Consider the following 25,601-nt stretch of genomic DNA (forward strand, 5'->3'; position numbering starts at 1 on the left):
ATCAGCACACGCGGGGGCCCATCAGCACCTGCCGGGGGCCCTGCCGCCGCCAGGGACGGGTTCCCTCGGATTGACGGAATTTCACCGCCTCGGTTCACGCACCCCGGCTCCGACGTCCCTCAGGGGCCGGGGTCATCCCCAGGTATGACTCCGGCTCTCCCGGTCCCTCCGAAGTCGCCCTCCGGAACGAGAGCTGCGGCTGACCTTCGGCGCCCGATCCGCCGCGAGGATGGAAGCGTCCCCGAAAGCAGCACCCTGACCGACAGGAGCACCCTCCCGTGACCACCACCCCGCTCGCGGGCCGCGCCACCACGACGGCCGCCGCCCGCGCCACGGATCTGTCCAAGATCTACGGACAGGGCGAGACCAAGGTGGTCGCGCTCGACCAGGTCTCCGTCGAGTTCCGGCAGGCCGAGTTCACCGCGATCATGGGCCCGTCCGGGTCCGGCAAGTCGACGCTGATGCACTGCGTCGCGGGCCTCGACACCTTCTCCTCCGGTTCCGTCCGGATCGGCGAGACCGAACTGGGCTCCCTGAAGGACAAGCAGCTCACCAAGCTCCGCCGGGACAAGATCGGCTTCATCTTCCAGGCGTTCAACCTGCTGCCGACGCTGACGGCCCTGGAGAACATCACGCTCCCCATGGACATCGCGGGCCGCAAGGGCGACAAGCAGTGGATGGAGAACGTGATCCAGATGGTGGGCCTGTCCGGCCGCCTCGGGCACCGGCCCTCCCAGCTCTCCGGCGGGCAGCAGCAGCGCGTCGCGGTGGCCCGCGCGCTCGCCTCCAAGCCCGAGATCATCTTCGGTGACGAGCCCACGGGAAACCTGGACTCCCGGTCCGGCGCCGAGGTCCTCGGCTTCCTGCGCAACTCCGTGCGCGAGCTCGGCCAGACCGTGGTCATGGTCACCCACGACCCCGTCGCCGCGGCGTACGCGGACCGGGTGGTGTTCCTGGCGGACGGGCGGATCGTGGACGACATGCGCGACCCCTCGGCCGACTCGGTCCTGGACCGGATGAAGCGGTTCGACGCCAAGGGGCGGACGAGCTGAGCGTCCCCGTCCACGTATCGGCCCCACCCACCCAGGACTGAGTAGACCCATGTTCCGTACCGCCCTGCGCAACGTCCTCGCGCACAAGGCCCGGCTGCTGATGACCGTGCTCGCCGTCATGCTCGGCGTCGCCTTCGTCAGCGGCACCCTCGTCTTCACCAACACCATCTCCGGCGCCATGGAGAAGTCCTCCGCCAAGGGCTTCAGCCACGTCGACGTCGCCGTCACCGCCGAGCGCTCCGCCGACAAGGGCAACACCGTCGGCAAGGAGGCCAAGCTCACCGACGCCACGATCAAGGCGGCCCGCGACACCCGGGGCGCCGGCTCCGCGTACGGCGTCGTCAGCGGGTACGCCGCCGTCGCCGACCAGGACGGCAAGCTCGTCGGCAACGGCTTCTCCACCAAGGGCGGCAACTACTCGGGCTCCGCCGACCGGCCCGACTCCCGGTACCCGCTGAAGAAGGGCACCGCCCCGCACGGCGCCGACCAGGTCGTCCTCGACGCGAAGACCGCCGAGCGGGCCGGCTACAAGGTCGGCGACCAGGTGCGGATGTCCGTCGACGGACCCGTCCTCACCCCGACCCTCACCGGCATCTTCACCACCGACGACGGGAACGTCTCGGCGGGCGGCTCGCTCGCCCTCTTCGACACCCCGACCGCGCAGCAGCTCTTCCACAAGCCGGGCGCGTACGACGAGATCGATGTGACGGCCGCCGCCGGGACGAGCCAGGACCAGCTGAAGTCCGCGCTCGACAAGGCGCTGCCGTCCGGCCAGACCGAGACCACCACCGCGCAGCAGCTCGCCGACGACCAGGCCGAGCAGATCTCGTCGTCGATGAGCTCCATGAAGACGATGCTGCTGGTCTTCGCGGGCATCGCGCTTTTCGTCGGCATCTTCATCATCGCCAACACCTTCACGATGCTGGTCGCCCAACGCACCAAGGAACTCGCGCTGATGCGGGCCGTCGGCGCCTCCCGGCGCCAGGTCACCCGCTCCGTGCTCCTGGAGGCCTTCGTCGTCGGCACGGTCGCCGCCGTGGCAGGTCTCGCCGTCGGCATCGGCATCGGCGCGGGCATGCGGGCGCTGATGGGCACCACCGGCGCGATCATGCCGGACGGGCCGCTCGTCGTCTCCCCCGGCACCGTCGTCGCCGCGCTGGTCGTCGGCATCCTGATCACGATGCTGGCCGCCTGGCTGCCGGGCCGCCGCGCCGCGCGGATCCCGCCGGTCGCCGCGATGAACGCGGTGCACGCCGCGCCCACCGCCAAGTCCCTGGTGCTGCGCAACACGCTCGGCGCCCTGGTCTCCGCCGCCGGTGTGGCCGCCGTGCTCTACGCGACCACCCTCAGCGGCGACAGCGGTCAGGCCCCGATGGGCCTCGGCGCGGCACTCCTGGTCATCGGCGTCTTCATCCTGACGCCGCTGCTCTCCCGCCCGCTGATCGCGCTCGCGGCCCCGGTCCTGCGCGTCTTCGGCATCTCCGGCAAGCTGGCCCGCCTCAACTCGGTGCGCAACCCGCGCCGCACCGCCGCCACCGCGTCGGCGCTGATGATCGGCCTGACCCTGATCACCGGCCTCACGGTGATCGCGGGCAGCGTGCAGTCGGCGATCAACAAGATGGCGGCCGACTCGATCAAGGCGGACTACGTCGTCGCCATGGCGAACGGGAACCAGCTCTCCCCCGACGTCGAGAAGACCCTCGACAAGACGCCCGGCGTCACGGCCGTCAGCGGCCTGACCAACTCGCCGGCGCGCATCGACCACGGCACCGAGTACCTGACCGGCGTCAACGGCAAGACCATCACGCAGCTCGCCGAACTCCCGCTGGACAGCGGGAAGTTCACAGTCGGCGGCGACAAGGTCGTCGTCGACGACAAGACCGCGAAGGACCACGACTGGACCACGGGCTCGACCTTCACCACGCACTACGAGGACGGCAAGCGGCAGAAGCTGACCGTCGCGGGCGTCTACGAGGCCAACGAGATGATGCGCGGCATCATGATCGACAGCCCGACCCTCGCCCCGCACCTCAGCGCCGGCTCCGGTGACATGCAGGTGATGCTGAAGACGTCCGCGGGACCGTCCGACGCCACCAAGGACAAGCTCACGAAGGCGCTCGGCGAGAACCCGGCGATCCAGGTCCAGGACAAGCAGGACATCACCAACCAGGTCGCCCAGGTCTTCACGCTGATGCTGAACATGCTCTACGGCCTGCTCGCCATGGCGGTGATCGTCGCCGTGCTCGGCGTCATCAACACCCTGGCGATGTCGGTCTTCGAGCGCCAGCAGGAGATCGGGATGCTCCGCGCGATCGGCATCGACCGCAAGGGCATCAAGCGGATGGTCCGCCTGGAGTCCCTGGTGATCTCGCTGTTCGGCGGCGTGCTCGGCATCGGTCTCGGCGTGTTCTTCGGCTGGGCGGCCGGTCAGCTCATCGGCAACTCCATGTCGACGTACGAGCTGATCCTGCCCTGGGGCCGGATGGGGATCTTCCTCGCGCTCGCCGCGGTCGTCGGCATCCTGGCGGCCCTGTGGCCGGCCCGCCGCGCGGCCCGCCTGAACATGCTCGCGGCGATCAAGTCCGAGTAGCCGTACGGGGGTTACGTGATCGGGGCGCATCCGCGACTGCGGATGCGCCCCGACGCGTGTACCGGACGGGTCAGCTCGCGGTGCCCCACGTACGGGCCCGCAGCGGCATCCGCGACGCCCCGCTCTCCGGCGTCCGCACCGCGAGGATCTGGTTGACCCCGATGCGGTTGCGTTCGAAGCTGAGCGCGGACGCGGCCATGTAGAGCCGCCAGACCCGCGCCCGGCCGGGGCTGACCATCTTCAGCGCCTCCGGCCAGCGGGCCTCCAGGTTCCTGACCCACTGGCGCAGCGTGAGCGCGTAGTGCTCGCGGATCGCCTCGACGTCCCGCACCTCGAAACCGGCCCGCTCAAGCAGCCCCGCGGTGGAGCCGACCGGCGCGAGCTCGCCGTCCGGGAAGACGTACGCGTCGATGAACTCGTCCACCTCGTACGCCGACTCGTCGCGCTGCGGCCGCCGCGCGATCTGGTGGTTGAGCAGTCGGCCGCCGGGCTTGAGCAGGGCGTACACATCGGACGCGTACTCCAGGTACCGCTCGGCGCCCACGTGTTCGGCCATGCCGATGGACGAGATCGCGTCGTACGGGCCGTCGCGCACGTCGCGGTAGTCCTGGACGCGGATCTCGACGCGGTCGGTCAGCCCCTCGTCGGCGACCCGCTTCCTGGCATACGCGGCCTGCTCCTGGGAGAGCGTGACTCCGACGACGCTCACACCGTGCTCGCGCGCGGCGTGGATCGCCATCGAGCCCCAGCCGCAGCCCACGTCGAGCAGCCGCATGCCGGGCTTCAGGTCCAGCTTGCGGGAGATCAGCTCCAGCTTGTCGCGCTGCGCCGATTCGAGACCGGCCCCGGGCGACTCCCAGTAGGCGCACGAGTAGACCATCGACGGGCCGAGGACCAGCTCGTAGAAGTCGTTGCCCACGTCGTAGTGGTGGCTGATGGCCTGCTTGTCGCTGCCCTTGGTGTGCAGGTGGAGACGGCCACCCCTGCGCATCTCCTCGGGCGGCGGGGCGGGCGGCAGCGGGGTGCCGGCGAGCTTCACCAGCTCCTTGGCCGCGGAGCGCACCTGGGGGTCCCTGAGGGCCTGCGCGACCCCCTTGGGCCCCTCGTCGTCCGCGTCGGGGTCCCGCTCCCATATGAGGCCGGCCATCCGGTCGAGGGCCGCGTACAGGTCGCCCTCCACATCCAGGTCACCGGCCACCCAGGCCCTGGCGAGGCCCAACTCTCCCGGCTTCCAGAGCAGTCGGCGCAGCGCGCGACGGTTCCGGACGATCAGCACGGGGGCGTCCGGAGGGCCCGCCTCCGAGCCGTCCCAGGCGCGCAGGCGCACCGGGAGTTCGACGCCGAACAACTGCTCGGCGAGATTCTTCAGCCGCTGTGCGGCGTTCTGCATGGCGGACACCTCCGTGACGAGACGATTCTCGGAAATCCCGGAACGGTTCAACACCACGTAAACACCGACAGGGCGCCTGCGCAGTCCCGTTACCGAGTCACGGAACGGCAAAATACCTGTAGCCACCATGTATATCGGTGCGGGAACGCCGAAGGGGCCGCCCGCACCACGGATGGCGAGCGACCCCTTCGGGCTGAGCCAACTACAGGTCAGGAGGCCTTGGCCTTCTCCTCGACCTTCTCTTCCTTCTTCTCGTCCGCCTTCGGCGCCTCGGCCGCGGGCTTCGGAGCCGGCTTGGCGGCCTCGTAGAACTCCTCGCGCGGAGTCTCCAGGGCGCCGAGCGCGGTGATGTCGCGCTTCTGGAACATGTTGATCGTCCACTCGGCGATCACACGGATCTTGCGGTTGTACGTCGGCATGGCGAGCCCGTGGTAGCCACGGTGCATGTACCAGGCGAGACGACCCTTGAGCTTGATCTTCATCTTGCCCATGACGATCATCGCGACGCCCTTGTGGAGGCCGAGACCGGCCACCGCACCCTTGTTGGCGTGCTTGTACTCGCCCTGCGGGAAGCCCCGCATGCCCGAGACCACGTTGTCGCCGAGGACCTTGGCCTGGCGCATGGCGTGCTGGGCGTTCGGCGGGCACCAGGCGTTCGGGTTGCCGTTGGCACGACCGACGAGGTCCGGAACCTGGGCGTTGTCGCCCGCGGCCCAGATGTAGTCGCTGCCGGCGACCTGGAGGGTGGCCTGGGTGTCCACGTGGCCACGCGGGCCGAGCGGCAGACCGAAGCGGGAGAGCGCCGGGTTCGGCTTGACGCCCGCGGTCCACACGATGGTGTTGGAGTCGACCTCGAGGCCGTTGCTGAGGACGACGTGGCCGTCGACGCAGGAGGGCATCGTGGTGGAGAGGTAGACCTCGATCCCGCGGGACTCCAGGTGCTTGCGGCCGTACACGCCGAGCTCCGGGCCGACCTCGGGCAGCACCTTGTCGGCGGCGTCGACGAGCACGAAGCGCATGTCCTCGCGCTTCACGTTCTTGTAGAACTTGGCCGCGTCGCGCGCCAGGTCCTCGACCTCACCGATGGTCTCGGCGCCCGCGAAGCCACCGCCGACGAAGACGAAGGTGAGCGCCTTGCGGCGGATCTCCTCGTCCGTGGTCGACTCGGCCTTGTCGAGCTGCTCGAGGACGTGGTTGCGCAGGCCGACGGCCTCCTCGACACCCTTCATACCGATACCGGCCTCGGCGAGGCCCGGCGTCGGGAAGGTGCGGGAGACCGCGCCGAGCGCGATCACCAGGTAGTCGAAGGGAACCTCGTACGCCTCGCCGACGATCGGCGCGACGGAGGCGACCTTGCGGTCCTGGTCGATGGAGGTGACGCGGCCGGTGAGAATCTCGGCGCCCGGCACAGCGCGTCGCATGGGGACGACGACGTTGCGCGGCGAGATGCTGCCGGCGGCGGTCTCGGGGAGGAAGGGCTGGTACGTCATGTACGAGCGCGGGTCGACGACCGTGACGGTCGCTTCCGCGTAACGCATCTTCTTCAGGATGCGTCGCGCCGCGTACAGGCCTACGTACCCACCCCCGACAATGAGGATCCTGGGACGCTCCGTGGTGCTCATGCCATCGAGTATCCACCCGACTGGCGGGGGTCGCTCGTGCGCCCCTTCACAAGCTTGTAGGGGGGCTCTGCTACACTGCGCCGCCCACGTGACCCATGTCATGACGCTCCGGGGGAACCACCGCACCGCCCCGGACGTTGCTCACCCCTCTTGAGCAGCCATAGTGCGCATGTGGCCGTACTGGACCACTTCCGTCCGCAACCGGCTCGCAACACTGCGGAAACCCCACGCGCGACCCGCGGGAGCGCCCCCGCGAGCCCCCGAACGGGCCCGAGAGCGCGTAACAGCCACCAAGTGGGCCGATTTCCTTGTGAAGAAGTTCACGAACTTTCCCGACAGCATGTCGTGGCGGGGTGCCGGAAGCGCCCCGCAGGGTGCTCAGACGCTGTGCGGGGCGCTCAGGAGAGACACTTCCGGGCCTGTTTCCGGGCCGATTTTCGGGCCTGTTCTCCGGTCCTGTTTCAGGCGATGGACCAGGCGATCCCGTCGAGGATGTCGTGCTCGCTCACGACCACCTCGCGCGCCCCGATCCGCTCCATGATGAGGCGCAGCACGAGCACGCCCGAGGCGATGACGTCGACCCGGCCCGGGTGGATGACCGGCTTCAGCGCGCGCTGGTCGTGCGTGGTCTCAAGCAGCCAGTCCGTCAGCTCGGCGACCTTGTCGTACGAGATCCGGGAGTGGTGGATCGCCGCCGAGTCGTACGCGCTCAGGCCGAGCGCCAGCGCGGCCACCGTCGTGACCGAACCCGCGAGGCCCACCAGCGTGCGGGCCTCGGTCAGCGGCACCGTCTGATTGACCAGGTCGAGGGCCGCGCCGATGTCCTGCCGGATCGCCTCGATCTGCGCGGCGGTGGGCGGATCGGTGACCGTGCCGTCCGCGGCGACGAGGTGGCGCTCCGTCATCCGTACGCAGCCGATGTCCACGGAGCGCGCGGCGCGCACGGAGTCGTCGCCGACGACGAACTCGGTGGAGCCGCCGCCGATGTCGACGACCAGGTAGGGCTTGTCCAGGTCGGCCCGGCCCGTGAGTTCCTTCGTCGCACCCGTGAAGGAGAACGTCGCCTCCTGGTCACCGGTGATGACTTCGGGCTCGACGCCCAGGATGTCGAGGACGCCGCTCACGAAGTCCGCGCGGTTCTCGGCGTCGCGGGACGCGGAGGTCGCCACGAAGCGGAGCTTCTCGGCGCCGTGCTCCTTGATGACCTCGGCGTACTCGCGGCAGGCCGCGAAGGTCCGCTCCAGCGCCTCCGGGGCGAGCCGGCCCGTCTTGTCGACGCCCTGGCCGAGCCGGACGATCGTCATCCGACGGTCCAGGTCGACGAGTTCACCGGTTTCCGGGTTCGCGTCTGCGACGAGGAGGCGGATGCTGTTGGTGCCGCAGTCGATGGCGGCGACCCTGGTCATGCGGGTGAGCTCCTGAAGTCGTCGTGATGGTTACGGGAGCCGCTGGGGGCTCTGCCCCCAGACCCCCGCGCCTCAATCGCCGGCGGGGCTCGATTTTCAAGCCCCGCCGGCGATTGAGGAGGCCCGTCCGGCAGGACTTTCGGGAAGGGGCGGGGTGGGGTGGGGTGAGGGAAAGGGAATTCAGTCGGTGGGGGCGACGCAAGGGCCCTTTTTCCACCACTCCGGGAGCATCGCGATCGCCTCGTCGCCCAACGGGTTCACGCCGGGACCCGCGGCCAGCGAGTGGCCGACCAGGACGTGCAGGCACTTCACCCGGTCGGGCATCCCACCGGCGCTCGGGAAGCCCTCCAGGACCTCGATGGCGTCGCGGCGGGCGATGTAGTCCTCGTGGGCCGCACGGTACTGCCGGGCCAGCTCCGGGTCGGTCTGGAGCCGCTCCGTCATCTCCTTCATCACGCCGTTGGCCTCGAGCGTGCCGATCGCCGACGCCGCACGCGGACACGTGAGGTAGTACGTCGTCGGGAACGGGGTGCCGTCCTCCAGACGCGGGGCCGTCTCGACCACGTCCGGGTTGCCGCAGGGGCAGCGGTGCGCGATGGCGCGCAGGCCGCGCGGCGGGCGCCCCAGCTGCTCCTTGAACGCCTGGATGTCGGCGTCCGTGGGCGTGGTGGGCTCGGTCTGCGGCGGGGGAGTTTCCATCGCTCGGGTGTTTCCTTCAGTCTTTGTCAATTGTCCGCCTGGTCGGCCTTGTCGACGCCGTCCCAGACGTTGGAGTACCAGGGGCGGTCCTCCGCGCCCTGCTCGGCGCGCTCGGCGGCGGTGCGCTCGCTCGGCACCACGTAACCGGTCTCGCCCGGCATCACCATGTGCAGGCGCTCCCGGATCCGCTGCTCGGCGAACGCGTCGTCCTGCCAGCGGGCCTTCTGGTCGCGCAGCCTGTCGACCCGCTCCTTGGCCTCCTGCTGCTGGCGCCGCAGGTCCTCGATCTCGCCGCGCTGCGAGACGTACTGCCTTATCGGGTACGCGAGCGCGACCACGAGGGTGCACAGGACGAGGGCCAGCAGGGCCGCGCGGCCGGTGAGCCGGGAGCGGCGGGCCTGCCGCTTGTTCTGCGAGCGGTAGACGCGCTCGGCGGTCTGCTCGCCCAGCACACGCAGGCGGGTGGCCGTCGAGAAGCGATCTCTGGAGTCCCTGTCCCGTACCTTTCCGGGCATCGCCTCTGCTCCCGCCTCCCCGCTCACGTGCGTACGTCCCCGCACACGGTACGGGACCGAGTGCGGGGACGTACGTATCTACAGCGTCAGGGGTGGTCAGCCCTTGAAGCGCGGGAAGGCCGAGCGACCGGCGTAGACCGCCGCGTCGTCCAGGATCTCCTCGATGCGCAGCAGCTGGTTGTACTTGGCGACGCGCTCGGAGCGGGCCGGGGCGCCGGTCTTGATCTGGCCGCAGTTCGTGGCGACGGCCAGGTCGGCGATGGTGACGTCCTCGGTCTCGCCGGAGCGGTGGGACATCATGCACTTGAAGCCGTTGCGCTGGGCCAGCTCGACGGCGTCCAGGGTCTCGGTCAGCGAACCGATCTGGTTCACCTTCACGAGCAGGGCGTTCGCCGAGTTCTCCTCGATGCCGCGGGCCAGGCGCTCCGGGTTGGTGACGAAGAGGTCGTCGCCGACGAGCTGGACCTTGTCGCCCAGCTTCTCGGTGATGACGTTCCAGCCGGCCCAGTCGTCCTCGTACAGCGGGTCCTCGATGGAGACGAGCGGGTACGCGGAGACGAGCTCCTCGTAGTACTCCGTCATCTCGGCGGCGGAGCGCTCCTTGCCCTCGAACTGGTACTTGCCGTCCTTGTAGAACTCGGAGGCGGCGACGTCGAGGGCGAGGGCGATCTGCTGGCCGGGAACGTAGCCGGCTTCCTTGATGGCCTCGAGGATCAGGTCCAGGGCCTCACGGTTCGAGCCCAGGTTCGGGGCGAAGCCGCCCTCGTCGCCCAGGCCGGTGGCCAGGCCCTTGCTCTTCAGGACCTTCTTCAGCGTGTGGTAGACCTCGGCGCCCCAGCGCAGGGCCTCGGAGAAGGACTCCGCGCCGATCGGGGCGATCATGAACTCCTGGATGTCGACGTTGGAGTCCGCGTGGGACCCGCCGTTCAGGATGTTCATCATCGGCACCGGGAGAAGGTGCGCGTTCGGGCCGCCCAGGTAGCGGAAGAGCGGCAGGTCGGACGCCTCGGAAGCGGCGTGCGCGACGGCGAGCGAGACACCGAGGATGGCGTTGGCGCCGAGCGAGCCCTTGTTGTCGGTCGCGTCCAGGTCGAACATCGCCTGGTCGATCAGGCGCTGCTCGGTGGCGTCGTAGCCGACGAGCTCCGGGCCGATCTGCTCGATGACGGCGAGGACGGCCTTCTCGACGCCCTTGCCCTGGTAACGGTTCGGGTCACCGTCGCGGAGTTCGATGGCCTCGAAGGCACCGGTGGAGGCGCCGGACGGGACGGCAGCACGGCCGGTGCTCCCGTCGTCGAGGCCGACCTCGACCTCGACCGTGGGGTTGCCTCGGGAGTCCAGGATTTCCCGGGCTACGACGACGTCGATGGACGGCACGAGCATCTCCTTCTGGGATGTGACGAAGCTTGGCGGGCGGCCGTCGGACAACGGATCCCGCCCCCCTGAGCCTAACCGGCTCCCGGGCATCGGCCATCCGAACGCCCGCCTCGTGGACAACGCCGTTAGCGAAATGTTCCTTAACGGAACAAAAACAGCGACCCCCGCCCCGGCTGTGCCGGGGCGGGGGTCGCCGAAGTGAGCGGCCCGTGGGGACGGGGAGGGCGGCGGGACTCGGCGTCCGCCGATGCCGAGTCCGTGCCTGGGGGTCCTGGGCGGACCGGGCCCCTGCGCGGGGCCGGACGTCTTAGCTGAGGTGCAGCTGCTGACCCGGGTAGATCAGGTTGGCGTCCTTGACGATGTCCTTGTTCTTCTCGAACACCTGCTGCCAGGTCGTGCCGTGCGCCTCGGCGATCTTGCTGAGGGTGTCGCCGGACTTGACCTTGTACTCGCCGTCGCCCTTCTCGACCTTGTTACCGGTCGGGGTGGTGACGGTGTCCTGCTTCGGGGCCTCCTGCTTCGGGGCCTCCTGCTTGGGGGCCTCCTGCTGCTGCGGCTGCTGACGCTGCTCGGAGCGGTCGGCACGCTGCTGGGTCTCCTGCTTCGGAGCCTGCTGCTGCGACGAGTCGTCACCGCCACCCTCGTTCGGGGTGGAGGACAGGCCCGAGCCGCAGTTCGGCCAGGCACCGCTGCCCTGGGAGGCGAGAACCTTCTCGCCGACGGCTATCTGCTGCGCCTTGGACGCCTGGTCGGCGGTGGAGGCGTACTGGTCGCCGCCGTAGGCGGACCAGGTGGAGGACGAGAACTGCAGACCGCCGTAGAAACCGTTGCCGGTGTTGGTGGACCAGTTGCCGCCGGACTCGCACTGCGCGACCTGGTCCCACTCGGACGTGGTGGCGGCGGAGGCCGAGGTGGCACCCATCAGCGGCACGGCGACGGCGGCAGCGGCGACACCGCCGAGCGTGGCGACGCGGACGGCCTTGGACGGGCGGCGGTGCTTGTTCTTGCCGGAAAACAGCATGGAGATGTCTCCTCACCGACGCCTGCGAGGTGAGCTGTCGGGTTCGGACCAGTGAGTGTCCGGCAGACGCATCCTTGTGCGCTGCTTAACCCCAAGCCCGTCCGGTCTCCCGGAAGGGCGGCTTACCTGGGTCCCCCGCTCCTGCCTACGGCGCTTACGCGTCGACTGTTCCCGTACGGACGTTGGCAGGATTCGGCGTGACGTCCATCGGGGCCCGCTGAAGCGAGCGGTCACGAACGTAAGCGGTCGATCCGTCCGATTTCAAAGTCGATCAGGGGCTTTGAGACCCATGTCTCACTCGATCGACATCGGACAAAGCCCCTTCAACCGCCCCGAACCCCCGCTACCTTTTGTCCGATCCGTCCCCAAGATCCAGGCTCTGACCAGGAAGGATGAGGTCTGGGTCGGTACCGACCGTCTCCTTGTTCCGCTCATAGAGCGCGTCCCATCCGCCGTGCACGTCCTGGGTCTTCGCGATGTCCCAGAGGTTGTCGCCGGCGTGCACCTCGTACGTGTCGCCGGCGCGCTTGTCGTCGCGTGAGGCGTGCCGCCCCGCCCCCTTACGGGAGTCGGAACCGTCGTCGTCGGCGCGGTCGCCGCGGTGGCGGCCGGACGTGTCGCCGGAGGGCCGGGCGGACGGGGAGGCCGTCCCGGCGGGGGTGCCGTCAGAAGGCGCGTGGGACTTGTCACTTGACGGGCTCGACGACTCCGCCCCCTTGTTACCGGAGGTATCGCTCGTCTCGTCCGCCGTCGGGCGGTCCGAGGAGTCGGAGCCCGCGGACTCGTCGTGACCCTTGTCTCCCGAATCGGCGGATTCGGCGGATTCGGCGGAATCGCTGGACTCGGTGGAGTCGGCCGGATCCGTGGCGTCCGCGGAGCCCGCCTTGTCGGCGCCGCCATCTGCGCCCTCGCCCGACGACTTGTCGTCGTCACCGGAGTCGGACGACTCGGAAGGCTGCGCCGACGGTGACGCGGACACGCCCGGGTCGACGTCCGCCGAGCCGTCGTCCTTGGTGAGGTCCGAGGTGAGCGAGCACATCGGCCAGGCGCTCGGCCCCTTGTCGCCGAGAACCTTCTCGGCGACGGCTATCTGCTGCGAGCGGCTGGCCTGGTCGGCACGCGGGGCGTAGTCGAGCCCCCCGTACTCCTCCCATCTCTCCTGCGTGAACTGGAGGCCGCCGTAGTAGCCGTTACCGGCGTCCAGGCTCCACTGCCCACCGCTCTCGCACTCGGCGAGCTTGTCCCACGCCTGCGTGGTCGCGGCACTCGCGCCGCTCGCGGCGAACAGCGGGATCGCGATGGCGCTGCCGGTGACTCCGGCGGCGACGACGAGAGCAGGGGCCTGACGGGGGCGACGGTGACGACCGTTCCCGGAGAGCATGCGTTTGCCTTTCGCGAGACTGATGCTGCTACGCGCGACGGGTGGTGCAAGTGGTGCGGGTTGTGCATGTGTCGCGATGATCCGTGAACGTAGCGGCACTCGAACGCCTGTCACAAGTCGATGCAGCGTAGATCACGTGAAAGTCACATTGTTGACGCCCCGTCAGTTCCGGCCGGGTTCTGACGCGGGGTGAACTCCACCGGCAGCGTGCGCAGTCCACGCATAATGAGCCCGCCACGCCACCGCAAATCGGTCGGTTCCACCGCAAGTCGCAGGTCCGGGAGGCGCGTCAGGAGCGTGCCGAGAGCGGCCTGCCCCTCCAGGCGCGCGAGCGGGGCGCCGAGGCAGTAGTGGATGCCGTGTCCGTAGCCGAGGTGCTGGTTGTCGCGGCGGGAGAGGTCGAGGGTGTCGGGCTCGGTGAAGCGCGCCGGGTCTCGGTCGGCGGCGGCGAGCACGACGAGAACCGGGTCGCCGACGCCGATCTCCTGGCCGCCGATGGTCAGCGGCTCCCTGGCGAACCGCCAGGTGGCCATCTCCACCGGCCCGTCGAAGCGCAGCAGTTCCTCGATCCCGGTCTCCAGCAGGTCCCGCTCCCCCACCGCGATCGACTTCTGCAGGCGCTCGCGCTGTTCGGGGTGGGTGAGCAGGGCGTACGTGCCGTTGCCGATGAGGTTGACCGTGGTCTCGAACCCGGCGAAGAGCAGCACGAAGCACATCGCCGCCACCTCGTTCTCCGTGAGGTGTTCGCCGTGGTCGGAGGCGCGGATCAGGTCGGAGATCAGGTCGTCGGTGAGGTCGCCGCGCTTGCGGTGGATGAGGTCCACCAGATAGGCGCGGATCCGCTTCACCGCGCGTCCCACCCCGCCGCGCGGTCCCCCGCCGTGGCGGATCATCATGCCCGCCCACTCGCGGAAGTCGTCCTGGTCCTCGCGGGGGACGCCGAGGAGGTCGCAGATGGCGTAGATGGGGAGCGGGAAGGCGAAGTCGTGGATGAGGTCGGCCTCGCCCTTCGCCTCGAAGGCGTCGATGAGGTCGTCCGTCAACTGCTGGACGCGTGGCGCGAATTCGGCGACGCGGCGGGGGGTGAAGGCCTTCGAGACGAGGCGGCGCAGGCGGGTGTGGTCCGGCGGGTCGATGTTGAGGAGGTGGGTCGTCAGCTCGGCCTGGCGTTCGCCGGGGATGCCGGTCCTGCCCTTGGCGTGGCCCGGCTCGTCGTGGTGGTCCGCGTTCTTGCTGAGCCGTTGGTCGGCGAGCGCCTGGCGGGCGTCCGCGTACCGGGTGACCAGCCAGGCCTCGACGCCGCTCGGCAGCGTGGTGCGGTGCACGGGGGCGTGCTCGCGCAGCCAGGCGTAGGAGGGGTAGGGGTTGCTGGCGAACTCCCAGCTGAAGAGTTCGGGGGCGCTGGAGGGGGTGGGGCTCTCGGTCACCACCTGACCGTAACCGGCCCTATGGGGCGGTGAGCCCTTCGGTGGTTCGTACCGCGTCCCGGTAGGCGCGGGCGGCGGCTCTGAGTGCCGCCTCCGGGTCGGTGCCCTCGGCCTCGGCGCGCAGGGCGAGGGCGAGGAGTTCGTAGCCGATGCCCTCGCCGGTGGGGACCGGGACGTCCAGGCCCGCCGTGCGTACGCGCGAGCCGAGCTTGGCGGCGAGGGCGAGACCGGGCTGGCCGACGGGGACGCCGTCGGTGACGGAGTCGCGGCGCTTGGACTCGCCCTTCTTGCGGAGCCAGATCTCCCGGACCTCCTCCGGGGTGGTCGCGCTCTCGTCGCCGAAGACGTGCGGGTGGCGGTGGATGAGCTTGTCGACGATGCCGCCCGCCACGTCGTCGATGGAGAACGGCTCGTCCTCGCCGGAGGCCTCCTCGGCGATCCGTGCGTGGAAGACGACCTGGAGGAGTACGTCGCCGAGCTCCTCGCGCAGTTCGTCGCGGTCGTCGGTCTCGATGGCCTCGACCAGTTCGTACGCCTCCTCGATGGCGTACTTGGCGAGGTCCTCGTGGGTGCGCTGCTTCGACCAGGGGCATTCGCGGCGGATGCGGTCCATGACCTGGACGAGGTCGAGGAGGCGGGCGCCGGGCAGGTCGTAGGAGCCGGGGAGCAGTTCCAGGTTCGGCATCTGTTCGCGGCCCGAGCCGGCGAGGCGCGCCAGGCCGTCGGTGAGCTGCCGGTCGCCCTCGGCGGTGGCGAGGAAGACGAGGGTGCGCCCGCCGTCGGCGCAGCGGTCGACGAGCTCGCGGGCGGTGGGCGAGGCGATCGTGACCTGGACGCCCGCGTCCTTCACGTACGGCAGCTGGGGGTGCGCGGCGTCGGCGCACAGCACCTCGTCGGCCGCGCGCAGGGTCTGCCACGCCTGCCAGGACAGGAGGCCGGGGGCGACCCGGTGGCTGGTGGTGAGCAGGACGACGCGGCCGGCGGCGTCTTCGGCGGGGGTGCGGTGGTCGTGCGCCTCGGGTTCGTTCACCCCTCGAACGTAACGCAGGCCACTGACAACCCCGCCTCCCCCGGGTCTACGTGGTCTGCTGCTGGGCCGGGGCTTCCTTGGTGATCTGGCGCAGCCACGGGGTCTTCGCGTCGACGCGGCTGTTCTTGGTGACGTCCCACGTTCCGTAGCGGGGGTTGAGGTCGACGTTCAGTTCCTTGGAGGCGCTGGAGAGCGCCTTCCAGAAGACGGCCTTCCCCTGGGGGGTCTGCATGTCGGCACCGAGCGCGGTCGACAGCTTCTGCGCCTCGATCTCGGTGCGCAGGCTCTCGGTGAGGCGCTTGGGCGGGATGTTGTACTGCTGCAGCCAGGCGACCTCCAACTCCTTGGCTCCGCCCGCCTGTTGTTCCAGGCCGGACCGCATGCTCTGCATCTCCTTGCGGGTGACGGAGATGTCCGCGTCGGTGGCGGCGCGGTGCAGGACCCGGTCGAGGACCATCGTGTGCAGTGTGTTGCGGGTGAGGCCACCGGTCTTGGCGATGGCCTGTTCGTACCGGGCCGCGTCTTTGGTGGCGGTCTGCTGCGCGTCGCGCACCTCGTTCACCCGGCTCTCCAGTTGCGAGACGGTGATCCGCTGGCCGCCGACGACGGCCGCGGCACCGGGGTGCGCTTCGTTGCCGCAGGCGGTCAGGGCGGGGACGGCGGCGATGGCGGCGGCGGACAGGACGAGCGCGGTGCGGCGGCTGTTGCGGCGGTGCAAGGTGGGCCTCCCTGCGAAGAGTTTGTGCGTCGGTGCACAAAGTCCGGCGTTGATCGATGTTAGGCAGTGGCCGCTTGCTAGGCCACCTATTCGACAACGATTCGCCGCGAGTTGAGGTACTGGAGGGGTTCGGGGGTGCTGCGGGTCAGCCGCGTACCTGGCCCAGCCATTGGAGGGTGCGGCGTACCTCGGCGGGGAACGGGTGGCCGGGTCCGTGCAGCCGTTCGGCGTCGTGCAGCAGCCGGGTCAGTGTCTCGTGGGCGGCGCCCCGGTCGCCGACGGAGAGCAGCAACTGGCCGATGCGACGGCGTACTTCGAGGGCGAGCCTGAGGTCCGTGGTCGCGTACTGGTTCTCGTAGTACGGGAGGAGGGAGCGGTATTCGGCGAGCGCCGCGGCGGGTTCGCCGAGGGCTTCGAGGCACTGGGCGGACTCGTAGCGGAACTGGAGGGACTGCGGATCGGCGTGGCCGGCCTCGGCCGCGCGTTCGTCGGCGAGTCGGCGCAGTTCGGGCAGTGCGCGCCGGTACTGGCCGTCGTCCATGAGGGTGGCCGCGTACTGCTTGCGCAGGGTGCGGACGACGGGCGAGTGCTCGCCGTGCTGGGCGGCCGCGGCGGGGAGGATCGCGCCGAGGATGTCGACGGCCTGGGTGATGCGGCCCTCGCCGAGCAGCACCTTCACTTCGTCGACGGCGCGGGCGACGTCGGGGCGGTCGCCCTGGAGGTCGGTGCCCGCGGGCTGCGGCGCGGGGGTGACGGCGCGGTCGGGCCAGGGGGCGTGCGGGCGCAGAAAGGGGCGGGTCGGGTCGAGCGGTCGACCCGTGGGGATGCCGCGCGCGGGGAGCAGCGGGAGCAGTTCCTCGTACGTCTGCTGGGCGGAGGCCGGGCGGTCCTGCGGGTCCTTGGCGAGCAGCCGCAGGACGAGGTGTTCGAGGGCCTGCGGTACTTCGGGGCGCAGCTGGCGGACCGGGACCGGGGCCTCGTAGAGGTGGCGGTGGAGGATGCCGAGGGCGGTGGTGCCGGCGAACGGGACGTCACCGCTGAGGAGTTCGTGCAGCAGCACGCCGAGCGCGTACAGGTCGGTGTGCGGGCCGACGGCGCCGCCCATCGCCTGTTCGGGCGCCATGTAGGCGGGGGTGCCGATGGGCGATCCGGTGTGAGTGAGGCGGGTGGTGTCGGTGTCGAGGACGGAGGCGACGCCGAGGTCGAGGACGGTGAGCGTGCCGTCCTGCTTGACCATCACGTTCCGCGGCTTGAGGTCGCGGTGCACGATCGGCACGGCGTGCACGGCGGAGAGCACGGCGCACAGTTGCGCCGCGACCGCGACGGCCCACTGCCAGGGGAAGGGGCTGTGCTCGGCGAGGTGGTCGGCGAGGTCGGCCCCGTCGATGTACTGCATGACGAGGTAGAGCTCGTCGCCCTCGGCGCCCGCGTCGTGCACGGTGACGAGGCCGGGGTGGTCGACCTGTGCCGTGACCCGGCATTCGCGCAGGAAGCGGCGGCGCAGTTCGTCGGCCTCGGCGCCGGCGACGCGGTCGGGGCGCACGAGCTTCACGGCGACGCGGCGGTCGAGGCGCTGGTCGTACGCCGTCCAGACCTGGCCCATGCCGCCCTGGCCGATGAGCGTGGAGAGTTCGTAGCGTCCGGCGACGACGCGGGCGCCGTCCGCCGGGGACGCGGAGTGCCCGGTCACCGGCCGCCGTCCCGCTTGCGCAGGTAGTCGCTCAGCTCGTCCAGTTCGGCGCGGACCTGGTCGATGCGGTGCGGCGGCGGGGCCTGGTTCTGCGGGGGCGCGGGCGGCGGGGTGGGCGCGGGAGCGGGTGCGGCCGTGTTCATGGGGTGCTGCGTGGGCATCGTGTGCGTCTGCGGGGGCGTCGCGGGCCAGGGTTGGCGCGGCTGCGGGTGTCCGTAGGCGGAGGGGCCGGACGGTGCCGTCGGCGCGTAGGGGCCCGGCGGGGGCGCGGGCGACAGCCTGCGTATGTCGTAGACCAGGAAGTACACCGCGCTGCCGAGCGCGAGGAGCAGCAGCAGGGCGAGGGCGACGTCCGTGCGCGTGTCCTCCTCCGGCAGCGAGCCGATGATGCCGAACAGCGTGATGCTGACGGGCAGCGAGGCGACCGCCAGGGTCCAGTCGAGGGGCCTGCGCCGCAGGGCCGCGATGCGGAACAGGGGGGCGCAGGAGAGCAGGCCGCACGTGAGTACGGACAGCGCAGGGAACAGCACCCTCAGGGTGATGGCCGCGCCGTCGCTCTCGCGTCGGGGCGGCCCCGCGCCGGGCCCGTACATGGCAGCTCCTGGTCACTTGTCCGGGTGGGAACACGCTCGGCAAGGTGATGCCGGTTCCTTCGAGCGTATAGGCGGACTCGGACAACGGGCCCGGGGTTGTACGGAACGGATGTCGCTCCGCTCACATCGGGGTAGGCGGAACGGTTGCCTCCGGCGGTGGTGCTGGTCCGGTCCCAGGTCGCGGGGCTCTGCCCCGGACCCCGCTCCTCAATCGCCGGAGGGGCTTGATCTACCGGCGCCGGGGCCGAATGCCGGACCGCTTATTCGTCCGGAGGCAGCGTGCCCGCCGTCAGGCCGTCGTGGAGGCCCTGGACGAGTTGTTCGCCGAGGCGGGCCGCCTGGCGGAGGGTGTTCTCGAACGTCGCGAGGGATTTGAAGCGTTCTCCATAGCCCGCCTGTTCGGACAAGGGGAGGCGCGGGAGCTGGAGGCGGCGGACGTCGAGGCGGGTGGCGGTGGAGGCGTAGCTGGAGGCCTGCCGGTTGTTGGCGGTGGAACGCAGGAAGCCGGCGAGGAACCACGGGTCGAGGGCGGCCGGTTCGGGGCGCAGCAGGGCCAGGCCCCTGCCCAGCGCGGCGCCCGCGTCCGCCTCGTCGACGACGCGGACGGCGGCGGCTCCGCCGACCACCGGCACGACGACGTCCCCGACTTCGAGGATCACCGGGTCGTCCTCCGCGGCATGGGCGCCACCGGAGGGCGCGGTGCTCGTCAGCACGTCGTGGTCGGTGAGCACGGGTACGCGCGCGTGCCCACCGGGACCGCCGCCGGGCGCCGCGATGCGCAGCGACAGGGCGCCCGCGCGCGCGAGTTCACCGACCGTGGTCAGTGGCCAGCGGGCCGGGGTCGTGGTGTCCGGTACGGCCCGGGGGGCGAGTTTCGTGGTCAGGCGCAGCGTGTCGGCGAGCTCGTCGCGTACGGCGGTCAGTTGCGCGGCGCCGCCGCCCGTGGCCGGCGGGGGCAGGCGGCGGGCGGGCGCGAGGTCGACCTCGTCGTCGAGCAGGTCGATGACGGGCACGGAGCGGGCGAGGCCAGGCTGTTCCTCCAGGGAGCCGTCCCGGTCGAAGGCGCGCCAGGCATCGAGCACCGCGCTGCGCACCTCGTCCCACACCTGCTGCTCCCGTACGTCGCCGGACTCGGCGAGCGAGGCCGTGTCGACGAGCAGTAGCTCGGGCGCCGCGGGCGCACCCGTGCCGGGGCGGCGCAGCACCCACAGGTGCAGCGGGATGTTGTTGGGCGGGACGGCGCCCGCGGGCAGGGCGATCACGGCGCGCAGGGCGCCGCGGCGCAGCAGGTCGGCGCGGATCCGGCGGCCCGAGCGGCGGGAGGCGACGGTGGGCGGCATCAGGAGCACGGCGCTGCCGCCGTCCGTCAGGCGCGCCAACGCGTGCTGCACCCACGCCAGTTCGGACTCGGTGCGGGCGGGGAGGCCGTACTCCCAGCGCGGGTCGTAGGCCAGCTCGTCGTGGCCCCAGCCGCGCTCGTTGAACGGCGGGTGGGCGAGCACCACGTCGGCCCGTACGTCGCTCAGGGCGTCGGCGAGGCCACGAACAAGGGCATCGCCCTGGCCGGCACGATCCTCGGCCTCGCGGCCATGGGCCTCGCGGTCTTCGGGGCGTACACGACGTTCAAGGCGGTGGACGACGCCGTCGACGAGATCAACAAATCGATGTCCGACACGAAGGCCAAGGACACGACGTCGTCCGGCGACGCGAAGGACAAGGACGGCGGCAAGGACGGCGTGAAGTCGGAGCAGATCTTCGACGAGAACGTCGGTGACGGTTTCAGCGGCACGATCCTCCCCGGCAAGAAGGCCACGGTCGTCTACGGCTTCGACGCCCCGGCGGACGCGAAGAACCTGACCGTCGAGGTCACGCCGAGCTTCGACTACGACGGCTCGCAATGGGACCTGAAGCTGTAACCGGCTTCGGAAAATGGGGGGAGTGGACGCGGCACGCGCTCAACGCGCGTGCCGCGTCCGCGTGTTCGCAGGGGGTGCAGCGGTTCACAGGGGTTCACAGGGGGCACAGGGGTTCACACGGTGTGCCGCACCCACACGTTCGGCTCGACATACACGGCATAGCCGTGCTCGGGCTCGCAGCGCACCGGCACCAGCGCGGCGGGGACCTCGACCGGTCCCTCCTTGTCGAAGGGCAGACCGGTCCAGCTCCGCCAGTCCTCCAGCGACCCCGCCACGACCATCGAGGCGGGCGCGACCTTCTCGATGACGCCGCCCGCCCGTACGTGCACCCGCAGCCACGGGTCGTGCGGCAGGCCGTCCGGCTCCCGCACCCGGAACGCGTACGCGCCGATGGGCGTCTGGGGTTCAAGATGCTTGGCGCTCGGCCGCACCGGCGCGACGACCTCGGTGAAGCCGCGGGTGCGCGCGTTCTCCCGCATCGCGGCCAGCATCCGGCCGGACAGGCCACGCCCCTGGAGCCCCGGCGTGACGGCGATCTCGATGGCGCTCACAGTGTCCGGCGGCGCCCCGGCGTCGAGGTCGGCGAACGCCCACCGCAACACCTGGTCCCAGCCGCCGTCCGGCAGCGCACCGCGCTCCTCGGCGCCCAGCGCGAACGGCACGCTGTACGCCTTGGCGACCACGGCCCCTTCGGGATCCGTCGCCACGAACGCGTACTCGGGCAGTTCCCGCCAGATGCGCCGCAGGAAGGTCTCGGCGCACGGGTCGTGCCCGATGAACGCGGGCCAGGTGTCCGGCATCGTCCACATGGGGAGGGCGAGTTCGGGACGCTCGGCGAGGGTGGTGATCGTCAGATCCGTGCCGGGGTCGGGGTTCATGCGCACATGGTGCGGGGAACGCCGCGGCACCGCAGCCGGTTTTCCCGCCTGCCGGGTCAGGCGTAGACCCAGCGGTTGCGGCCGGAGCTGAAGGTGCACTTCACGATGCGGCCGTTGGCGGAGTGCGTGGTGCGGCCGACGTCGGCGTTGCTGCAGAACTGGCCCGCGCTGTAGCAGTTGCCCGCGTTCGAGACGATCTCGCAGGTGGGGGCGGCCGGCTTCGGGGCGGCGGTCGTCCGCACGGGCGCCGGGGCCTGGGTCCGGGCCGGCTTCGGGGCGGGGGCCTGCGTCCTCGTCCGGGTCGGCGCGGGCGTCGCCCTGGGGGCCTTGGGCGTCGGCGAGTGCGTCGTACGGGTCGGGCTCGGCGTCGGGGTCGGCGTCGGCGACTGCGTGGACGGGGTGGGGCTGGGCGTCGGCGTCGCGGAGACGGACGCGGACTTCGAGGGCCGCGCGTCGGCGGCGTCGTCCGTACCGGAACCGGCCCCGCAGGCGCCGACGGCCAGGGTGAGGGCGAGCGTCCAGGCGGCGGCGAAGCCCGCGGAGCGTCTGCGTATCGACGACTGGCCGGATCTGTTGAGCATGTGTACCCCGTGTGGAGAAAACGTGAAGAACTGCGGTCGTCGCGCACAGTAATCCACGAGACGCCGGACGGGGAGCCAGTTCGGTTATTTGGTGCCAGGTGAAACAGGTGGGGGCGGGTCGACGCCCGCCCCCACCTGTCGATCGGCCGGAGGCCCCGGAGGCCTACGCCCCCAGGATCGAGGTCAGGAACTCCCCGACCCACGCCAGCAGTTCCCGGCCGACGACCGGCTTGCCGCCCATCTTCTTCGGCTTCGGGCGCGGCACGAGGAGCTGACCGGTGGCCGACTTGATGACCGTGCCGGGGTAGAGGCGCTTGAGGCGCAGCTCCTGGGACTCCCGCAGCTCCACCGACGCGAAGCGGATGTTGTTGCCCTGGAGGACGATCTCGCCGACCTCGCAGGCCCGCGCCAGCATCCGCAGGCCCGCCACGAGCAGCAGATTCTCCACCGGCTCGGGCAACTTGCCGTAACGGTCGACGAGTTCCTCGCGGACGTGCTTGACGTCCTCCTCCGTGTTCGCGGAGGCGATGGCGCGGTAGGCCTGGAGGCGCAGCCGCTCGCCGGGCGCGTAGTCGTGCGGGACGTGCGCGTCGACCGGGAGCTCGATCTTGACCTCCAGCGGCGGCTCCTCCTCCACGCCGCCTTCGAGCGAGGCGCGGTAGTCCGCGACGGCCTCGCCCACCATGCGTACGTACAGGTCGAAGCCGACGCCCGCGATGTGGCCCGACTGTTCGCCGCCGAGGAGGTTGCCCGCGCCGCGGATCTCCAGGTCCTTCATCGCGACGTACATGCCCGCGCCCATCTCCGTGTGCTGGGCGATGGTGGCGAGGCGCTCGTGGGCGGTCTCGGTCAGCGGCTTCTCCGGCGGGTACAGGAAGTAGGCGTACCCGCGCTCGCGGCCTCGGCCGACGCGGCCGCGCAGCTGGTGGAGCTGGGAGAGGCCGAAGTTGTCGCCGCGCTCGACGATGAGGGTGTTGGCGTTGGAGATGTCGATGCCGGATTCCACGATGGTCGTGGAGACGAGGACGTCGAACTTCTTCTCCCAGAAGTCCACGACGACCTGTTCCAGGGCCTGTTCGGACATCTGGCCGTGCGCCGTCGCGATCCGCGCCTCCGGCACGATCGCCCGGAGCCGGGCCGCCGCCTTGTCGATCGACTCGACACGGTTGTGGATGTAGAAGACCTGGCCCTCGCGCAGCAGTTCGCGGCGGATCGCGGCGCCGATCTGCTTCTCCTCGTACGGCCCGACGAAGGTGAGCACCGGGTGGCGCTCCTCGGGCGGCGTGGTGATCGTCGACATCTCGCGGATGCCGGTGACCGCCATTTCGAGCGTACGGGGGATGGGGGTCGCGGACATCGTGAGCACGTCGACGTTGGCGCGGAGCTTCTTCAGCTGCTCCTTGTGCTCGACGCCGAAGCGCTGCTCCTCGTCGACGATGACCAGACCCAGGTCCTTGAACTTGGTCTCGGAGGAGAACAGGCGGTGCGTGCCGATGACGATGTCGACCGCGCCGTCCTTGAGGCCTTCGAGGGTGGCCTTGGACTCGGTCTCCGTCTGGAAGCGGCTGAGCGCCTTGACGCTGACCGGGAACTGGCCGTACCGCTCCGTGAACGTGCCGAAGTGCTGCTGGACGAGGAGCGTCGTCGGTACGAGGACGGCGACCTGCTTGCCGTCCTGGACCGCCTTGAAGGCGGCGCGGACCGCGATCTCCGTCTTGCCGTAGCCGACGTCGCCGCAGATCAGGCGGTCCATCGGGACCGTCTTCTCCATGTCCTCCTTGACCTCGGCGATCGTGGTCAGCTGATCGGGCGTCTCCACGTACGGGAACGCGTCCTCCAGCTCCCGCTGCCAGGGGGTGTCCGAGCCGAAGGCGTGTCCCGGCGCCGCCATGCGCGCGGAGTACAGCCTGATCAGGTCGGCCGCGATCTCCTTGACGGCCTTCTTGGCCTTCGCCTTCGTCTTGGTCCAGTCGGCGCCGCCGAGCCGGTGCATCGTCGGGGCCTCGCCGCCGACGTACTTGGTGATCTGCTCCAGCTGGTCCGTCGGAATGTAGAGGCGGTCGCCGGGCTGGCCGCGCTTGGCGGGCGCGTACTCGACGACGAGGTACTCGCGGGTCGCGCCCTGCACCGTGCGCTGCACCATCTCGATGTAGCGGCCGACGCCGTGCTGCTCGTGCACGATGTAGTCGCCGGATTCGAGGGTGAGCGGGTCGATGGTCTTGCGGCGCCGCGCGGGCATCCGGGCGCCGTCCTTGCCGGCGGCCCGCTGGCCGGTGAGATCGGTCTCGGTGAGGACGGCGAGCTTCAACGCCTGGTCCACGAAGCCGAATTCAAGGCTTCCGCAGGACACCTGGACGACGGACGGGGCGAGTTCGCCGAGGTCCTTCTCCAGGCGGGCCGCGATGCCCTCGCCGCCGAGCACCTCGACGGTGCGGGTCGCGGGGCCGTGGCCCTCGGTGACGTAGACGGCGCGCCAGCCGTCGGCGAGCCAGCCCTTGGTGTCGGCGAGCGCGCGGGCGGTGTCGCCGCGGTACGTCTCCGGGGCGTGCATGCCGAGCTGGAGGGTGTCCGTCTCCAGGTCGCCCTCCGCGTCCGCCGCGAACGGGGACACCGACCACCACATCATCCCGAGCTCGCGCGCCCGGTCCCGGACGTCCGCGATGGCCCACAGCGACGCGGCGCCCACGTCGATGGGAGCCTTGCCGCCGGTGGCGGAGGCCGCCCAGGACGCCTGGAGGAACTCCTGCGAGGTCGCCACCAGGTCGGCCGCGCGCGTGCGCACCCGCTCGGGGTCGCAGACCATGGTCATCGACCCGGCCGGCAGCACGTCGAGCAGCAGCTCCATGTCGTCGACGAGGACGGGGGCGAAGGACTCCATGCCCTCGACGGCGATCCCCTCGGCGATCTTCCCGAGCAGTTCGCCCAGCTCGGGGTGCTGTTCGGCGAGCTCGGCCGCCCGGGCGCGGACGTCGTCGGTGAGCAGCAGCTCGCGGCAGGGCGGGGCCCACAGGCCGTGCTCGGCGATCTCCAGGGAGCGCTGGTCGGCGACCTTGAAATAGCGGATCTCCTCGATGTCGTCGCCCCAGAACTCGACGCGGAGCGGGTGCTCCTCCGTCGGCGGGAACACGTCGAGGATGCCGCCGCGCACGGCGAACTCGCCGCGCTTCTCGACGAGTTCGACCCGGGCGTACGCCGCCGCGGCCAGCGCCTGGACGGTCTCCTCCAGGTCGGCGCTCTGCCCGGTGCGCAGGGCCACGGGCTCCAGGTCGCCGAGTCCCTTGACCTGCGGTTGCAGCACGGAGCGGATGGGGGCCACGACGACGGAGACCGGTCCGGTCTCCGGGTCGTCGGTGCTGGGGTGCGCGAGACGGCGCAGCACGGCGAGGCGACGGCCGACCGTGTCCGACCTCGGGCTGAGGCGCTCGTGCGGGAGCGTCTCCCACGACGGGTACTCGACGACGCCGTCGGCGGGGAGCAGTGAGCGCAGCGCCGCCGCCAGGTCCTCGGCCTCCCGCCCCGTGGCGGTCACCGCGAGGACGGGCCGCTTCGCCTCGCGGGCGAGCGCGGCGATCGCGAAGGGGCGGGACGCGGGTGGGCCCACCAGGTCGACGTGCATCCGGTTGCCGTCCCCGGCGGCCTTCACCGCTTCAACGAGGGCCGCGTCCTTGACGACGGCGTCGAGCAGTCCGTGCAGGCTCATGGAGAAGATCCGTCC

At 70.8% G+C, this 25,601-nt stretch carries 18 protein-coding genes, 2 pseudogenes and 1 riboswitch; of the genes and pseudogenes, 3 read left to right on the forward strand and 17 right to left on the reverse strand.

What is annotated here, in order from left to right; translation table 11 throughout:
• Positions 1-278: 278 nt before the first annotated feature.
• Together ACIA8D_RS31465 and ACIA8D_RS31470 are read left to right on the forward strand one after the other, a co-directional pair.
• Positions 279-1,052 (forward strand): ABC transporter ATP-binding protein, encoded by a 774-nt coding sequence (locus ACIA8D_RS31465; protein ID WP_399237538.1) that lies wholly within the window; start codon positions 279-281, stop codon positions 1,050-1,052.
• A gap of 49 nt (positions 1,053-1,101) precedes the next feature.
• The gene (locus ACIA8D_RS31470; RefSeq protein WP_399237540.1) at positions 1,102-3,642 is read left to right on the forward strand and encodes an ABC transporter permease; all 2,541 of its coding nucleotides are present in this window, start codon (positions 1,102-1,104) and stop codon (positions 3,640-3,642) included.
• Positions 3,643-3,712: 70 nt separating this feature from the next.
• Here the strand turns inward: ACIA8D_RS31470 and ACIA8D_RS31475 are convergent, their stop codons facing one another.
• The 14 genes and pseudogenes from ACIA8D_RS31475 to ACIA8D_RS31540 form a co-directional block, all read right to left on the reverse strand.
• Positions 3,713-5,032, reverse strand: coding sequence for a class I SAM-dependent methyltransferase (locus ACIA8D_RS31475; protein ID WP_399237541.1), 1,320 nt, complete (start codon positions 5,030-5,032; stop codon positions 3,713-3,715).
• 209 nt (positions 5,033-5,241) lie between these two features.
• Entirely contained in the window at positions 5,242-6,654 is a 1,413-nt protein-coding gene (locus ACIA8D_RS31480; RefSeq protein ID WP_399237543.1) for an NAD(P)/FAD-dependent oxidoreductase, read from the reverse strand.
• A gap of 461 nt (positions 6,655-7,115) precedes the next feature.
• Positions 7,116-8,060 (reverse strand): exopolyphosphatase, encoded by a 945-nt coding sequence (locus ACIA8D_RS31485; protein WP_399237544.1) that lies wholly within the window; start codon positions 8,058-8,060, stop codon positions 7,116-7,118.
• A 180-nt stretch (positions 8,061-8,240) separates the two neighbouring features.
• A complete protein-coding gene (locus ACIA8D_RS31490) occupies positions 8,241-8,759 on the reverse strand; it encodes a DUF501 domain-containing protein (protein ID WP_399237546.1) in 519 nt (172 codons plus the stop codon).
• 26 nt (positions 8,760-8,785) lie between these two features.
• Positions 8,786-9,274 (reverse strand): septum formation initiator family protein, encoded by a 489-nt coding sequence (locus ACIA8D_RS31495; RefSeq protein ID WP_399237547.1) that lies wholly within the window; start codon positions 9,272-9,274, stop codon positions 8,786-8,788.
• A 96-nt stretch (positions 9,275-9,370) separates the two neighbouring features.
• Positions 9,371-10,651, reverse strand: coding sequence for a phosphopyruvate hydratase (eno, locus tag ACIA8D_RS31500; RefSeq protein WP_399237548.1), 1,281 nt, complete (start codon positions 10,649-10,651; stop codon positions 9,371-9,373).
• 307 nt (positions 10,652-10,958) lie between these two features.
• On the reverse strand, positions 10,959-11,672 hold the full coding sequence (locus tag ACIA8D_RS31505) for a transglycosylase family protein (protein ID WP_399237549.1): 714 nt from the start codon (positions 11,670-11,672) through the stop codon (positions 10,959-10,961).
• Between the two features lie 4 nt (positions 11,673-11,676).
• Positions 11,677-11,835, reverse strand: a riboswitch (cyclic di-AMP (ydaO/yuaA leader).
• Between the two features lie 180 nt (positions 11,836-12,015).
• Positions 12,016-13,053, reverse strand: a complete 1,038-nt coding sequence (locus tag ACIA8D_RS31510) for a transglycosylase family protein (protein WP_399237550.1) — start codon at positions 13,051-13,053, stop codon at positions 12,016-12,018.
• Positions 13,054-13,196: 143 nt separating this feature from the next.
• Positions 13,197-14,480 carry a cytochrome P450 gene (locus ACIA8D_RS31515; RefSeq protein ID WP_399237551.1) on the reverse strand — a complete coding sequence of 428 codons (1,284 nt, stop codon included), beginning with the start codon at positions 14,478-14,480 and terminating at the stop codon, positions 13,197-13,199.
• Positions 14,481-14,499: 19 nt separating this feature from the next.
• Complete coding sequence (locus tag ACIA8D_RS31520; protein WP_399237552.1) at positions 14,500-15,510, reverse strand: nucleoside triphosphate pyrophosphohydrolase; 1,011 nt, start codon at positions 15,508-15,510, stop codon at positions 14,500-14,502.
• Positions 15,511-15,556: 46 nt separating this feature from the next.
• Positions 15,557-16,228 carry a SurA N-terminal domain-containing protein gene (locus ACIA8D_RS31525; protein ID WP_399237553.1) on the reverse strand — a complete coding sequence of 224 codons (672 nt, stop codon included), beginning with the start codon at positions 16,226-16,228 and terminating at the stop codon, positions 15,557-15,559.
• Between the two features lie 145 nt (positions 16,229-16,373).
• The gene (locus ACIA8D_RS31530) at positions 16,374-17,918 is read right to left on the reverse strand and encodes a protein kinase (protein ID WP_399237554.1); all 1,545 of its coding nucleotides are present in this window, start codon (positions 17,916-17,918) and stop codon (positions 16,374-16,376) included.
• Complete coding sequence (locus ACIA8D_RS31535) at positions 17,915-18,511, reverse strand: hypothetical protein (RefSeq protein WP_399237555.1); 597 nt, start codon at positions 18,509-18,511, stop codon at positions 17,915-17,917. The genes ACIA8D_RS31530 and ACIA8D_RS31535 overlap by 4 nt, the downstream gene beginning before the upstream one ends.
• 260 nt (positions 18,512-18,771) lie before the next feature.
• Positions 18,772-20,082 (reverse strand): annotated as a pseudogene (locus ACIA8D_RS31540) (N-6 DNA methylase); the annotation flags it as partial.
• On the opposite strand from ACIA8D_RS31540, the pseudogene ACIA8D_RS31545 reads away from it, so the two are divergent.
• A pseudogene (locus ACIA8D_RS31545) lies at positions 20,044-20,427 on the forward strand (hypothetical protein); the annotation flags it as partial. The pseudogenes ACIA8D_RS31540 and ACIA8D_RS31545 sit on opposite strands and share 39 nt — an antisense overlap.
• 113 nt (positions 20,428-20,540) lie before the next feature.
• Here ACIA8D_RS31545 and ACIA8D_RS31550 read toward each other — a convergent pair.
• The 3 genes from ACIA8D_RS31550 to mfd form a co-directional block, all read right to left on the reverse strand.
• Positions 20,541-21,305, reverse strand: a complete 765-nt coding sequence (locus ACIA8D_RS31550; protein WP_399237556.1) for an N-acetyltransferase — start codon at positions 21,303-21,305, stop codon at positions 20,541-20,543.
• Positions 21,306-21,361: 56 nt separating this feature from the next.
• The gene (locus ACIA8D_RS31555; RefSeq protein ID WP_399237557.1) at positions 21,362-21,886 is read right to left on the reverse strand and encodes a hypothetical protein; all 525 of its coding nucleotides are present in this window, start codon (positions 21,884-21,886) and stop codon (positions 21,362-21,364) included.
• A gap of 163 nt (positions 21,887-22,049) precedes the next feature.
• The gene (gene mfd, locus ACIA8D_RS31560) at positions 22,050-25,586 is read right to left on the reverse strand and encodes a transcription-repair coupling factor (protein WP_399237558.1); all 3,537 of its coding nucleotides are present in this window, start codon (positions 25,584-25,586) and stop codon (positions 22,050-22,052) included.
• Between the last annotated feature and the right edge of the window lie 15 nt (positions 25,587-25,601).

It is taken from the genome of Streptomyces sp. NPDC051684, from assembly GCF_044453445.1.
Taxonomy (GTDB): domain Bacteria; phylum Actinomycetota; class Actinomycetes; order Streptomycetales; family Streptomycetaceae; genus Streptomyces.

What these genes read in the sequence shown, in the direction of transcription:
- ACIA8D_RS31505 (WP_399237549.1), bottom strand. Translation starts at nt 11,672, where the DNA reads ATGCTGTTTTCCGGCAAGAACAAGCACCGCCGCCCGTCCAAGGCCGTC.
- ACIA8D_RS31550 (WP_399237556.1), bottom strand. Translation starts at nt 21,305, where the DNA reads ATGAACCCCGACCCCGGCACGGATCTGACGATCACCACCCTCGCCGAG.
- ACIA8D_RS31470 (WP_399237540.1), top strand. Translation starts at nt 1,102, where the DNA reads ATGTTCCGTACCGCCCTGCGCAACGTCCTCGCGCACAAGGCCCGGCTG.
- ACIA8D_RS31485 (WP_399237544.1), bottom strand. Translation starts at nt 8,060, where the DNA reads ATGACCAGGGTCGCCGCCATCGACTGCGGCACCAACAGCATCCGCCTC.
- ACIA8D_RS31510 (WP_399237550.1), bottom strand. Translation starts at nt 13,053, where the DNA reads ATGCTCTCCGGGAACGGTCGTCACCGTCGCCCCCGTCAGGCCCCTGCT.
- ACIA8D_RS31480 (WP_399237543.1), bottom strand. Translation starts at nt 6,654, where the DNA reads ATGAGCACCACGGAGCGTCCCAGGATCCTCATTGTCGGGGGTGGGTAC.
- ACIA8D_RS31495 (WP_399237547.1), bottom strand. Translation starts at nt 9,274, where the DNA reads ATGCCCGGAAAGGTACGGGACAGGGACTCCAGAGATCGCTTCTCGACG.
- ACIA8D_RS31475 (WP_399237541.1), bottom strand. Translation starts at nt 5,032, where the DNA reads ATGCAGAACGCCGCACAGCGGCTGAAGAATCTCGCCGAGCAGTTGTTC.
- ACIA8D_RS31490 (WP_399237546.1), bottom strand. Translation starts at nt 8,759, where the DNA reads ATGGAAACTCCCCCGCCGCAGACCGAGCCCACCACGCCCACGGACGCC.
- ACIA8D_RS31555 (WP_399237557.1), bottom strand. Translation starts at nt 21,886, where the DNA reads ATGCTCAACAGATCCGGCCAGTCGTCGATACGCAGACGCTCCGCGGGC.
- mfd (WP_399237558.1), bottom strand. Translation starts at nt 25,586, where the DNA reads ATGAGCCTGCACGGACTGCTCGACGCCGTCGTCAAGGACGCGGCCCTC.
- ACIA8D_RS31535 (WP_399237555.1), bottom strand. Translation starts at nt 18,511, where the DNA reads ATGTACGGGCCCGGCGCGGGGCCGCCCCGACGCGAGAGCGACGGCGCG.